At 38.7% G+C, this 14,398-nt stretch carries 6 protein-coding genes and 1 pseudogene; 5 read left to right on the top strand and 2 right to left on the bottom strand.

Features of this window, described 5'->3' with window-relative positions:
- Positions 1-259 precede the first annotated feature (259 nt).
- From ACFVR2_RS15375 to ACFVR2_RS15365, 3 genes are all read left to right on the top strand, one after another.
- Positions 260-3,046: an alkaline phosphatase family protein gene (locus tag ACFVR2_RS15375; protein WP_387363244.1), complete on the top strand. Its 2,787-nt coding sequence runs from the start codon at positions 260-262 to the stop codon at positions 3,044-3,046.
- A gap of 173 nt (positions 3,047-3,219) precedes the next feature.
- On the top strand, positions 3,220-4,785 hold the full coding sequence (locus ACFVR2_RS15370; RefSeq protein WP_387363241.1) for a phospholipase C: 1,566 nt from the start codon (positions 3,220-3,222) through the stop codon (positions 4,783-4,785).
- Positions 4,786-4,812: 27 nt separating this feature from the next.
- Entirely contained in the window at positions 4,813-7,953 is a 3,141-nt protein-coding gene (locus ACFVR2_RS15365; protein ID WP_387363238.1) for an efflux RND transporter permease subunit, read from the top strand.
- A 563-nt stretch (positions 7,954-8,516) separates the two neighbouring features.
- On the opposite strand, the pseudogene ACFVR2_RS25120 reads toward ACFVR2_RS15365, so the two are convergent.
- Positions 8,517-8,692 (bottom strand): annotated as a pseudogene (locus tag ACFVR2_RS25120) (IS66 family transposase); the annotation flags it as partial.
- Positions 8,693-8,904: 212 nt separating this feature from the next.
- On the bottom strand, positions 8,905-10,839 hold the full coding sequence (locus ACFVR2_RS15355; protein WP_387363235.1) for a PhoX family protein: 1,935 nt from the start codon (positions 10,837-10,839) through the stop codon (positions 8,905-8,907).
- Positions 10,840-11,924: 1,085 nt separating this feature from the next.
- On the opposite strand from ACFVR2_RS15355, the gene ACFVR2_RS15350 reads away from it, so the two are divergent.
- Complete coding sequence (locus ACFVR2_RS15350) at positions 11,925-12,137, top strand: aspartyl-phosphate phosphatase Spo0E family protein (protein ID WP_387363232.1); 213 nt, start codon at positions 11,925-11,927, stop codon at positions 12,135-12,137.
- A gap of 730 nt (positions 12,138-12,867) precedes the next feature.
- Entirely contained in the window at positions 12,868-14,340 is a 1,473-nt protein-coding gene (locus ACFVR2_RS15345; RefSeq protein WP_387363229.1) for an aldehyde dehydrogenase family protein, read from the top strand.
- Positions 14,341-14,398: the final 58 nt, after the last annotated feature.

Raw genomic sequence — 14,398 nt, 5'->3', positions numbered from 1 at the left:
AAAGTTAATAGAGGGTAAATTGAATGTAAAAGTTTTGTAATTAGGTTCTGGATCAAAACGATTAAATGCAATTGCAGTATTATCAACAGATCATTTTGAGAATTACTTAATACGGCATTCAGTTTTTGGGAATTTAATAAAAGTTTCGAACCATGATATCCTTCTTTACGTAAGGGACACGACCACCTTACCTGAAATCATACGTTTATATGATTATCAAGGACTATAAGGGGGAAATTAGATTCTTCTAGAAAAGGGAGTGAAAAATTTGGGGAAATTTAAAAAGAAGAAAAAATTGATTGCTGGACTTGCATTAAGCACCGTAGTACTTGGTTCTGTTAGTGCTTATGCAGCAAAGGACGGTGCATTTGGGAGTAACTTAGTCGGTAGACAACTTAACGGGTCAGTTCAAACTGCTGATAATCATCTGCTCACACCAGCTGGGAAGCAAATTGAATTTAAAGGAAGCCCAATTTCCGTTGCGGTTAATCCTAATGGAAAGACTGCTGTAGCCTTAATTGGACAAGGTGGTGGGAATGCTCTTAACATTGTGGATTTGACAACCGGAAAGCTGACAGTAATTAATGTTTCACTGGATGCTGCGAGGGGACTAGCTTATTCTCCTGATGGTAATACACTCTATGTAACAGGTTCAAAATCAGGAGTAGGAAAAATTGTCACTATGTCAGTGGCTACCGACGGAATTCCCTCAGTGACATCGACTTTGTCACTGCCAAAAGCTAGTGTGGGTGGTAATATTAACCCGCAAGACTTGGCTGTTGGGCCTCAGGGAAAGACGCTCCTTGTGGCTCTCAATCGAGACAATAGTCTTGGTGTTATTGATCTGCAGTCAGGAGAACTTTCTGCCCAAATACCTGTAGGAAACGCTCCAACAAGTGTAATGGTTAATGGTAATACAGCATACGTGACAAATAAAGGTGGTAGAAAAGCTACTACAGGAGACTACACCATAAATTCCTCCGGTACGCCGGTTGTAGTAGACTCTAAATTGGGTACTACAACTACTGGAACCGTCTCGGTGGTTGATCTCACCACGAATATCGTTACGAAGACAATTCCTGTCGGAGTTCAGCCAGAGCGAATGACGCTATCTGGAAAGTATCTCTTTGTAACAAACACAAACAGTGACACGGTGTCGGTTATCGACACAGAAACCAATGACGTTGTACAAACAATCGATATTAAACCATACCCGAATGCACCACAAGGCTCTGCACCGAACGCTGTTAAAATGATTAACGGTAATCAATTAGTAGTTAGCTTGGGACGAGATGACGCCCTCGCCGTATATGACTGGAACGGTCCGGATAAAGAACATCGCTTGAAGGGGCTTGTACCGACTGCTTCGTTCCCAGATGATATTGCCATTGATCCTGCTAACAATCAACTGCTTATCGCTAACTTGGATGGAGTAGGCTCGCTCGGAGACACGGGAAATAGTCACTCAGTTTATCGTCAAGTGGGCTCTATATCAATGATTCCGTTCACTTCGAACAAAAATATCGAGAGACAGACGGACATAGATCTCGAGAAACGGCAGGACAAAAATTTCGAGATTTGGACTGAACAAGATCTCGAGAAATGGACGGACCAAGTTTACAAAAATAACAACTGGTTCGGGTTGAAAGATCTAAACGCCAAGCCTCGCCACAATAAGAAACCTGTGGCAATGCCAGAGCGAATCGGTGAGCCTTCTACAATTAAACACGTGTTATACATCATCAAAGAAAATCGTACGTATGATCAGGTACTTGGAGACCTTGGTCGAGGCAATGGCGATCCAACTCTGACTCAGTTTGGTCAAAATGTCACACCAAACTTCCATCAGATTGCAAATACATTCCCGTTGTTGGACAACTTCTACACTGGTGGCCTTCAGTCAGCCGCTGGGCATCAATGGGTTACACAAGCAACCCTTCCTGACTATGAGGATAAAGCGTCAGATTCAGGAAATGTTCGTAGCTACCCAGGAGGGAATCAAAGCGATCCTATGGCCTACGCACCAACCGGGCATATCTGGGATAACGCCGTAGCACATAATGTATCGGCTGCTGTCTTCGGAGAAAACGCGACTAATTTTAGTGGTCCTGAGCCATTTTGGGGGTGGACTACTTGGTATAACGATTACTTGATCTTGTCAGGTCAAAAGCAAGGTTCGCTTCATGTACCTGTTGGGGATTACAAAGCAACAAGTGATATTCCAGCGGTGAATGATATCTTGTACAAGCCGTTCCCTACCAACACCCAATCAATTCCAGATGTGTACCGGGCTCAAATCTTTCTGGACAAGTTTAATGATTACGTAAAGAACGATAATTTACCACAACTCATTACCATGTGGTTACCTGACGACCATACTGCTTCAACTGCCAATGGGTTCCCAACACCGCAGGCAATGGTAGCAGACAATGATCAGGCTGTCGGAAAGATTGTAGACGCCATCTCACACAGCCCGTACTGGAAAGACTCAATCATCTACGTTACCGAAGATGATGCTCAAGGTGGTGTAGATCACGTAGATGGTCACCGTGAACCTGCATTTGTCATTAGTCCGTGGGTAAAGAAAGGGGTAATCGATAGTCACTACTGGACCACTACTAATATGATTAGAAGTATGGAACAAATACTTGGGTTACCACCTATGAATCAAAACGATGCTGCGGCTAATCCGATGAACGAGATCTTTACCGACCAACCGGATTTTACTCCGTATAATTTGGTTGCAAATCAAATACCACTAAATTGGATGAACGGGCAGCCTGAACCACCACAGGTACTCGCACAGGTAGCGCCAACTGCAACGACTCCTGAAGCGCAGCAGATGGAGAATGATTGGGATTCTTGGTCCGAAAAGCATAAGTCTGATTTTGGTGGACCAAAAGCGACTCCTGACGTTGAGAACGCAAACGTGATGAACCATTCAATTTGGTACGCTACAAAGGGATATGATAAACCATATCCGGGTGACAAAAAGGTCTTAACACCTGATGAAGTTGAAAAGCAGCCTGAAAGCTTTACTCCTTAACCTGCTGACAACTAAAAGTTTTTTCATTATCTAAAAATCGAAGAGGATGTCCCAAAGATATACCTTTAGATACTGCAAAAGGGAAGAAATGCTAAGCGATGTTAAATAAAATAGCCCTTAACTTTTGTTTTTCATAATTTCGGGGCTGTTCCACCAATACACAAATAATGGGGATGATTTACTTGAAAAAGAAAACTGTCATTGGACTTGCAACAAGTGGTTTATTCGTAATGGGTTCACTTTTATCAACATCAATTCCAACGTTTGCAGCACAAAAGAATGATGTAAAAACAACTGTACCCTACAATGTGTTAAACAAAAAGAATGATGTAAAGACAACTACACCAATCAAACATGTTGTTGTCATTTTCCAGGAGAACGTTTCGTTTGATCATTACTTTGCTACGTATCCATACGCACTGAATATTAAAAGGGAGCCGCAATTTAAAGCAAAACCAAATACTCCGGCGGTAAACAATTTACTAACACCAAAGGATTACAATGGAACACAGCCTGGTATTGAGAACACAAACTTAATCACTAATAATCCAAACTCAGCAAACCCTGTTCGCTTGGACCGTTCACAAGCAATAACACCTGATATGGATCATGAATACCATGATGAAATTAAAGCTACTGATGGCGGAAAAATGGATCAATTTGTTAATGGTACCGGTTATGGAAATAATATTGTTATGGACTATTATGATGGCAATACAGTAACTGCACTTTGGAACTATGCTCAAAACTTTGCCATGAGTGATAATTCCTTCGGTACAACTTATGGTCCATCTACACCGGGTGCGTTAAATCTGATTTCAGGCGAATTAAATGGAGCAACATTATATAGCAAAAATATGACGCAAAATGGCCAAGCAATTCCTGGCGATGTTTATAATGAATATGAGGGCAGAACAGTTATTGGTGATCCTGATCCTTATTTTGACAATGTATCTAGTGGGAAAACTCTTGCAATGGATAACACAAACAAAAATGTCGGTGACTTGTTAAATACAAAAGGAATCACTTGGGGTTGGTTTGAAGGGGGCTTTGCTGATCCGACTCATAAAACTCCAAATATTAGTGGGGCATTGCAGACTGATTACAGCGCACATCACGAGCCATTCCAATATTATCAATCAACAGCAAACCCAAATCACGTAGCTCCAAGCTCTTCTGCTATGATTGGTAAAACGGATCAAGCTAATCACCAATATGATATGAAAGATTTCTGGACTACAGTGGATAACGGTAATATGCCAAGTGTTAGCTACCTTAAAGCTCCAAAAGCTCAAGATGGACATGCTGGCTACTCAGATCCTCTTGATGAGCAAAAATTTATTGTCGATACAATTAACAAGCTTCAAAAAACACCTGAATGGAAAGATACAGCTGTTATTGTCTCTTATGATGATTCAGATGGCTGGTATGATCATGTATATGGTCCAAATAATGGCTACTCTGAAACGTCTGGTAAAGCCGGTTATGGTCCTAGATTACCTTTAATGGTAATTTCACCATATGCTAAGAGTAACTTTGTAGACCATACCCATACAGATCAAACTTCAATTCTTAAGTTTATTGAAGATAACTGGAATTTAGGACGTATTGGTGTAAACTCATTGGATGCTAAAGCTGGTAGCTTAAATAATATGTTTGATTTCAGTCATGGTCCTCGAAACCTAAAACTTTTCTTAGACCCTACAACTGGAGAACCATCTAACGGAAAAAATGAATAATTAAGAAAAAGGGGCACCTGAATTAAGGTGCTCCTTCGCAAAGGGGGATCGATTTCGGGAGAAATTTTACCCGAAAACCAAATGAGACGATTGCTGGAAGCAACACAAAAGCGAGCTATTTTGATAATCACTTTAATCGTTTTGATACTTCTTTGGGGTGGAATGTCAGCGTTCCAAATTCAACGAGATTATATGCCGGAAATTAGTAATTCCACGCTTATGGTTACCGTAAGGGCAGACAATTACCAGGCGAATCAAGTAAAGACAATGATAACGGACAAGCTTCAACAGGCAGTAAGTGTAGTAGATGGTCTGCAGGATGTAGAGACAAACTCATTTAATGGCGGAGCGACGCTCAGTCTTGATTTTTCAATGCAACATGATATGAAAAATGCCGAGGCACAGGTAACTAAAGCTCTGGAAGGAGTTTCTCTCCCTGCTGATGTTCAAATACCTATAGTCAACCGGCTCAGCACCCATTCTCTCCCCATAATGAGAATCAGTTTGATGAGTGCGTCTCCAAATATTACGGAAAATACTCTAAGAACAACGATACAAAAGGATGCTGTCAATCGCTTAAAAACAGTTCCGGGGGTACAAGATGTCCGGGTATCCGGAGGTGGAACAGCCGGAGTAGCTGTTAGCATCAGAACCAAGGACTTACAAAAAGAGGGTTTAACCGTAACTGATGTTAAACAATCGCTTGAAAAAAACTACACAACGGATTTAGGCGGAAAGGTAACAAACAACCAGATTTCTATTCCAATCGAAGTTTCTGGTTGGGAGATTAGTCAAAAAGATTTGCAAAATATACCTATTCATGGTCAAAATGGAAAAACGGTTCCGCTGTCTGCTGTTGCCGACATTTTAAGCTCCATTGTGAACCTGGAGACCATTTCAAGAACGAACGGGGAGCCAAGTGTTATATTAGATGTTTTAAAAACTCCGTCCTCCAATATTACGGATGTTTCGGAACAGATAAAAAGCAAAATGAACGAGCTTCCAGCATTGCAAAATAAGGATATAAAGGCTTCCATTTTGTTTGACCAGGGTGCACAGGTGAATCATTCATTAAAGGATCTTATCAAAGAGGGACTGTTGGGCTGCTTATTTTCGATGATTTGTGTATTTTTGTTTTTCCGTAGAGTTCGCTTTACATTATTAATCGCTCTTTCCCTGCCAATCTGCTTACTAGCGACAACCGGTTTATTAAAAATGATGGGAATCAGTCTGAATATCCTTACCGTTTCCGGACTTATTGTGGCCATGGGCAGGGTAGTTGATGATTCGATTGTTATTCTGGATAATATGAACCGGAAAGTGAGTGAGAAAAAAGGACTGAATAGCATTAGTATAGTAACAGTCGGTGTAATGGAAATGCTTCCTGCCATTGTATCTTCTACCGCTACAACCGTAGCAGTCTATGTTCCAATCGCACTAATTGGTGGAGAAATAAGTTCTGCATTCTCAGGCTTTGCGTGGTCGGTAGTCATTGCCTTGGTTGTTTCTTTGTTTGTCTCCATTATGGTGGTGCCAGTTCTTTACAACCTTTTTGAGAAAGGAAAACCGGTTACGGTCGAGGATCGTTTAGAACGGTTGGTCCATAAGATGGTTACTTGGGTATTTAAGCGTAAAGGAAAAGTGGCTTTTGCCACGCTAGGATTATTTTTACTGACTGCGGTATGTGCAGCTTTTCTTCCTGTTAATTTTTTACCAACGACCAATACAACAGGACAAGTCGGCGTTCAAGTTGAAATGCCTCAGAATACATCCTTAACAGAAGTGGATACTGAAGTAAAAAGATTAGAGGAGTTACTTAAGGAAAATCCAAAGATTATCTCTTTTTCGTCGAGCCTTGGTTCCTCTTTTACACCTCAATCCGATGATGTTTTTGATGCAGGAGGAGGGTGGCTTCAACAACCGAACATTGCCAACTTGTCAATAACGGTTAAAAAAGGGATCGATGTCAATGCCTTTATCCCTGAACTGCAGAACCAATTAAAAAGATTGTCAAGTAAAGCGGTATATACAGTTTCAAATGCAAGCATATCAGGAGATGATACTCAGTTAAAAATTAATCTCACGGGAGCCGATAGTGATACGTTAGATACCATGGCGCAATCAGTCCGCGACCAACTCAAACTCATTCCCGGACTAGCTGTACAGGGAGCGGCTGATTCTGAAGATAAAACCACACAGTATCAATTAACACTCAATCGGAAAGCGATTGACTATAACGGGATTAAGCTGGCAGATATTCTCGACCGGATTCAAATGTATACCGCCGAGGGAACGAAAGGGTTTATCTCGATTAACCAGAATACCTTCCCAGTTGTCATCCATTCTGATGTGCAAAATAGCAATACGAAAGATATTTTTTCATTAATGGGTGCGGAGACCTTTTTAAATAAGTATGGTCAAGAAGTACCTTTATCCCAACTTTCACATGTAACTTATTCAGGTGCGCTGGTGATTCAAGAGCAAGATGACCATCCGTATGCTGTTGTGACAGCCAATATCACTTCCAATGATATTGAAAAGGTTACAAAAGAGGTCAAAACTGCTCTTGCAAAAATGCCACTACCAGAAAATGTGAAGGTTTCTTTCGCCGGTGCTCCGCAGCAGGTGTATCAAATGATTTATGAAATGGCAATTGCTTTATTCATTTCCGTGTTGCTGGTGCTCTTAATTATTAGTGTTGTTTTCCGTGGCTGGAAAGCTCCATTGTCGGTGTTAATGTGTATTCCGTTGGCGTTTATTGGATCGGTCATTAGCATGTTCATCTTTAGGCTGCAATGGAATCTGGCAGCGTTTGTCGGCATATTGATGCTGACGGGGATTGTTGTCACCAATGGAATTGTCCTTGTTGACAAAATCGAAAGAAGTGCTGCAGAAGGAATGAAACTTGAGGAGGCTATTTTACAAGGAACGATTTCCCGTGTTCGCCCAATTTTGACAACTGCCTTCACAACTATTTTAACCTTGGTTCCGCTAGCAATGTCCTCCAGCTCCGATACCGTAATCTCGCAAACCCTTGGAATCGTGGTAATCGGAGGGCTGATTAGTTCAACTTTCATTAGTCTGTGCATGGTTCCAATTTGTTACAAATGGATGCATCAAAATCGCCGTATTCCTATGAAGAGTGTTAAGTTAGAAAAATTGGTTTAATTCCTTTTAAGAAAACCGTTCAATTAGCTATGATCGGTTTTCTTGCTATTGGTGGTTCACTTCAGTATCCAAGGGGGTTTTTGTTTGTCTAATTCCTAAAATCCTAGGTATGGTAAAAAAGATGTTGGGAAGATTTACTCTTATTATTCCCTGATTTCAAATTAGAGGGACAAATAAAAATAAATGATCATTTTGAGAATCGATTTGGAGAAGATATGGAATTAGAATCACAAGTATTATGGATGAAGGGAAATATCGAAAAAAAATAATCCAATTAGAAAATTTATCTAAAATCAGCACACCAGACATTGTGAAGCGATCGCGCGGTTGGGGTTGGTATAATAGAAAAGCAGTTGATATAGAAAAAATCTATACCATCTGCTTTTTTGTTTATAAAAATACGATTCTGGCCCGATTTTAGTTAAAATAAACATTACCGATTTTCACAATAGTTTTTCACAAATAATAATTGTCCAAATGTATTTGTGTTTGATAATAAGTTATTAAGCACGATATAATGTATTTCGCTTTTGCGCCTGCTTCACTAACACTAAAGAACCTATTTTAAATTTCCTTTCGAGGTGATATAAATCGTCACAATAGCTCACAACTATTCGGCCATTTTTGTTGTCCGCTTTCAGCCAATAACGACGAACATGGCCCAGCAATTTGCGAAGGTAACCCCTTCCAACTTATCATAGGCAGAATAACCATCACAAACAATTGTTCCAGAATAGCCTTAAATGAAACTGAAAAACCACTTCCAAAAAACAGAAGAAATAACGAAATAATAGAAAGAACTACTCTCTCCTAAAGATTACAATTTTCCAAATTCGACCAAAAATAAAGGAAATAAAAAAACTGACTCAAAAAGTCGTCATTTCAACGATCTTTTGAGTCAGTCTCTTTCAAGAAGAATGTTTTTGATAAACAACTTGATTCTAAATATTATTATTTCAAATCATTTTTTACATCACGGTTGGTATTTTGGAAATCACCTACAAAAGGCATCCCGGAAATATAGCCTACTCCACCAGTACGATCTATTCCAATTTCTTTTTCCATCGCCTGTTTTAATGCGGTTTTATCCACTGCAGTAATATTCTTCCCTTCTAATTCATCCCCTGGATGTTGAAAGTTACTCATAATGTAAGAGAATCCGTTACGGTCATCGGCCGCAAACAAACCAGTTGATTCAGCTCCAGCTGGGACTGATAAAATTCTAGATAGCTCCTTTGTATCAACGTTATAAGCCCAGACAAAATTATTGGTATGCATTGCGCTGTCTTCACCGATAAATAATGTTCTTAATGATTCAGAATAACTTAGATTATCAGTATTAGCTACTGAATTGACATCAGCAGTGTTTCCATATGCATCTGCTGATGTCAGATCCTTACCAACAATTAACCCAGACATTTTAGCAGCGATATACTTACTATTAATCTTTTCACCTGTACTATCTTTTTGGCCGTCTGTTAAATCCAATTGATACGTAACACCTGATTTAATTTTTGGAAGTTTGATATCATCTACTGGATCCGTAGCATTTGCAACCATTCCATTGCTTTGATCGGAAATCGCAATGTAAACCTTTTTATCTTTTTCGTTTAAAGTTACACCTTCCATTTTATTAAATTCAGAAGTCGCTCCAAGCATTGCTGCATATCGACGTGATTCTAAGAATGCAGCAGCTTTTTCCATGCCAGGCTTCAATTTTAAATATTCAGTTTTACCGTACGAATATTGCTTGATGGCTTTAAAGCCTTCTTTTGGAACAACGGATGTTTCGAACATATCGCTGAACTTGATACCGCTGTCGATGATTTGTTTGATTTCTTTATCGGTCGAATGGCCAAGTTTTATCCATTCTAAGTTACCTGCTCCGCCATTATCAGTACCAGTTTGGTGGAATTTTGCGGCATAAAGCGTACCTGCAGTAAGATCCTTCGCTTTATCGGCTACATACATGAACAACGTTGTATAAGTACCGTCATCACCAAAGAAAGCAGTCCGGTTATCAGGCATCATCTTCATTAATTCATGTGAGAAACGACCGATGCTGTAATGTTTGGAAACAGAAGCTTCCTCTTCTTTGTTGACACTAATTTCAGGAATAAATCCATAAAAATAAGGGTTCGCCTTTGATTTATCACCGAAATAAAGCTTAGCAAAGCTTTCAACCGAAGATCTTGCTGAAGAGTTTGGATCTTGCTCAAAACTGCGGGCATCCGGCTCGTACTCTTCTGAACCTAGATGAGTATTCCATGGCGAAAGGGAACCATTACATGGAATCCAAAGCCCGTTTACACTTGAAAAATCAATTTTCTTAACCGATTTAGGTGTCAATTCACCCTTTTGCTTATCTTGTTGAAGTGTAGATAATGACATGGATGCAGGAACGATACCATATGCTGAATTACCAGCCGCGTCGATTGTTTGATATTCATAATGGGTTACCATGAAAAGTTTTCCGTCAATTGGCTTCAATAAACTGTTTGAATCTGGGGCATCTGATACATAATATGTAGGTTTGCCTTCAATACTCATATCCATTATTGGGTCACCATTTACATCAATTGGTGTACCTGCTGGAATCAGCTTTCCTTTGTTCATTGCTACGTTGTCTTCAGATTTAAATAGTCTCTTATAAGAAAGTGGGAACTTCTTCACTTCACTATTGCTATATTTCACTTCCATGGATGCGTTCGTATAGGTTTGAACCATTTTATCAATCGTTTTTGGTGCTTCCATCCCAATAAATCTTACAGAATCAATTGTTACATGACCATTTCCTGATACAGCAGCATGTGTCAAAGCTGGAATGGATATGGATAATCCTAGTGCAAGCACAGACACCTTTTTAATAAAATGTTTTTTATTCATTGTTCTCCTCCTGGCAAATTGATTTTCTTCCACAACTCTATTAAATCAAATGAACGTTAAACTAGAGTTTCCCTTCTAGTAAAAGATTCGTAAAACTAGTTTAAGTCCTTGTAAAGTTATTGAAGGACAAATTAATCTTTTAACACCATAAGTCGAAACATGTCAAACAACAAAATGTTAAAAAATATCCATGGAGAAAAAGAGTAATATAATGTTCGAGCACTTATAATAAAGGATCGGAAAAATAATATTGAATTGTAACTGTGCCACTAATCTTATAACAATTCACCAATCCATGAAGTTTTTAGTCCACAATCTTTAAAACAATTACAATGAATTTCTACTTCTTAAACATACTAATACTATTATTCTAAAAAAAGTGTGTGATCGAGAGGGTATAAAAACTATCGGTCAGTCGATTTAAAAGGAAATACCATTGACTCTTTCCATAGTAAAACGATATGCAACATCAGCCAAGCGCTTCTTGAAAAGAGCCTTGGCTTTTTTTGTGTGTAGTTAATTTGCACCAGAACCAGTTTTTCAGGATTGGTGCAAATTACTATAGTACTGAATATCAATGAAATAATGTTATGGTTACCATAATATTTCATTATTTTACAAAAAATTCATTCAATTTTAAAATTTTAATATAAGCTACAGAAGAAGAGCACGGACCGAAGCAACTTATATTATTTATTTGATTCTGGTGTAAAAAATAAACAAGTACAGCAACTGGTATGTTATGACATCAAATGTGAATCTACTGATAGATCCTAGTGGACTTACATGATAACAAGAACCGGTGACGCTTCATTATGACGTTGCCGGTTTTTTACGCTTTATTTCTCTATTCTGTAGGAATAAACAGAGAAAAGACACTACAGATGGGATTATGATTTGAGCGTTTACCTACCAGCTTTCATGAGTACTAACAAAGTCAAGCGCGCTTTCAATTGATCAATAAAATTACTTTAAAGCTAAAGTGCATTCATCTTCTAGATACTGTGACAGTTTCAGAAGAAAACAACGGAGCAATTTATTTAAGCAGTCACATCGAGATAGAATTCTTACTGGAGAGTTATTAAATGGAGGGGTTAGGGATGGCTACTTTATTACAACAACAAGCAATACTAGAGATAGAGAAAAAGAGAAATGAATTATATGCTTTTTGTAATCAATATGGATTTCTTCATTTTAATACCATTCAATGTAGCCAAGAGCTAGATCAGTTAATAAATCAGTTATTTAAACGCTATACGGCTTTGAGGGAAGAGCGGTATGAGTACTTAATAATTTAAATACCGATAAACTGATCTTGTAGTACTTGTCTCTAATTCGTATTCATACTAATGGTCAAATGTCCTTTATATTTAGCGGTTAGATGTAAACTCAACATCATCTTATGTATTGTCAATTACGTACTGCACATGTAGAGCGTGTAGCGGAGCTTGTTTTAAAAAAATGTAACCAACAAATAAACTTATGACGAACTAAATAAATCTCTTTTCAAAATCGGAACAATCATCTGACATAAGGAAAGAACCGGGAAAAGGAAAAAGGGACGATCATAGTCACCTTAAGCCTTTTCCTTATTTTTTTATCAAGCCTTTTATGCCCTTCTTTATTATCTTCGTTAACCCACTTATTCTCTCTATTTGACTAATGGTAAATTTTCCCTTTATTTTCATAGGGATTATCCCATGAAAAAATAAAAAACACTTATTGACCTTTGTGTAACAACAAGGTTTACACTAAAAATACTAAATCTTCAAAATGATTTGATAATTATTTTTTTTAACATGGAGGGAGTTTAAAGAAGAAGTAAGCGCTAGTGAATGGCGCACTAGCAGACGTGTATGATATTACGTTTATGGCCATTCTTTTCAGCTAAGGTAAGATGGGGAAAAGTTTAGCCTATCTTATACCTTTATGAAAAAATCTATTAATCTCAAATAATGTCCTAGGCATCGATTGCGAGATTATCTCTCTACAGGCAATGTAAAAATAACATATTGGAGGTTTATCAAAATGTTAAAGTTGAAGATGTTTATTAATGGTGAATGGATGGATTCAATAAGCGGAGAAAAGAGCCATGCTGTGAATCCCGCAAACGGTAAAATCATGGCTGAGTCTCCACGCGGAAGTAGAGAAGAAGCCCAAATGGCAATTAATGCAGCACGAACAGCTTTTGACTCAGGAATTTGGTCAGAATTACCGGCATCTGAACGTGCTTCTTATTTATTTAAAATAGCAGATAAGATTGAAGAAAAGGCAGAAGAGCTAATCAAACTTGAAACAGAGAATATGGGAAAACCCCTTAAAGAATCAGAGTTTGATATTGCTGATACTGTGAATTGCTTTCGATACTATGCTGGGCTAGTAACTAAGCCAAATGGTCAAACCTATTCTGTTGCTGATCCTGTGCAAGCCATGGTTATTCGGGAACCTGTCGGTGTATGCGGACTTATCGCTCCATGGAATTTTCCATTGTTAACGGGAGCTTGGAAAATAGCCCCTGCGCTTGCTGCGGGAAATACGCTTGTATTTAAACCAGCTGAAATTACTCCAGTCACCACTTACAAATTATTTGAAATCATGGAAGAAGTGGGGATACCAGCTGGTGTTGTAAACCTAGTTTTGGGAGGTGGTTCAACAGTAGGAAATGAAATAGCGGAAAGCCAAAAGGTAGATCTGATATCTTTTACAGGTAGTACAGCAACGGGTAGAAGCATCATGAATTCTGCAACAGGAAATATTAAAAACATTTCACTCGAGTTAGGCGGCAAGTCACCAAATATTGTTTTTGCAGACGCTGATTTTGAGACAGCCATCGATTATACTCTGAATGGTATTTTTACAAATGCCGGCCAAGTATGTAATGCGGGTTCCCGTTTGCTGTTAGAAGAGAGCATCCATGATAAGTTCATTGCTAGATTGGTAGAAAGAGTGAAAAAGATTCAGGTTGGCTCTGGGGATGATTCTTCTACAGAAATGGGTCCGCTTGTAAGTGGAGACCATATGAAGAATATTCTTGAATATATTCAAATTGGGGTAGACGAAGGGGCTACATTAGCTTGCGGTGGCAAACGTATTTCTAGCAAAGGGCTTGAAAATGGTTACTTCATTGAGCCAACAATATTTGTTGATACTGAACCTGACATGAGAATTGTTCAGGAAGAAATTTTTGGACCAGTTCTTGTCGTTCAAAAGTTTAAAGATGAAGAGGAAGCCATCCAACTGGCGAATGATACTTCATACGGTCTTGCTGCAGGTGTTTTTTCGCAAGATGGAGCAAGAGCTTTGAGGGTTATTAAAAAAGTAAGAGCCGGTATTACCTATGTTAATGCATATAACCTTGCCTATAATGAAGCACCGTGGGGAGGTTACAAGCAGAGTGGTATTGGACGCGGGTTAGGAACCTTTGGTTTGGATACGTTTACTGAGGTAAAACAAATTAATATAAATTTAGATGTTAAGCCAACTGAATGGTTTAGCCATTAAATCGAGGAAGAAAATCAGTTCTAAATTCTAAATATTCGAAAAACAAGGAGGGATTCAT

This window comes from Gottfriedia sp. NPDC057991 (assembly GCF_042886615.1).
GTDB lineage: Bacteria > Bacillota > Bacilli > Bacillales > Bacillaceae_G > Gottfriedia.
The sequence above is the reverse complement of the archived record's forward strand: the minus strand, read 5'-3'. Positions and strand labels throughout refer to the sequence as shown.

Excerpts from the sequence above, each read along its gene's own strand:
- ACFVR2_RS15350 (WP_387363232.1), top strand. The coding sequence starts at position 11,925 with ATGGAGGGGTTAGGGATGGCTACTTTATTACAACAACAAGCAATACTA.
- ACFVR2_RS15355 (WP_387363235.1), bottom strand. The coding sequence starts at position 10,839 with ATGAATAAAAAACATTTTATTAAAAAGGTGTCTGTGCTTGCACTAGGA.
- ACFVR2_RS15370 (WP_387363241.1), top strand. The coding sequence starts at position 3,220 with ATGATTTACTTGAAAAAGAAAACTGTCATTGGACTTGCAACAAGTGGT.
- ACFVR2_RS15345 (WP_387363229.1), top strand. The coding sequence starts at position 12,868 with ATGTTAAAGTTGAAGATGTTTATTAATGGTGAATGGATGGATTCAATA.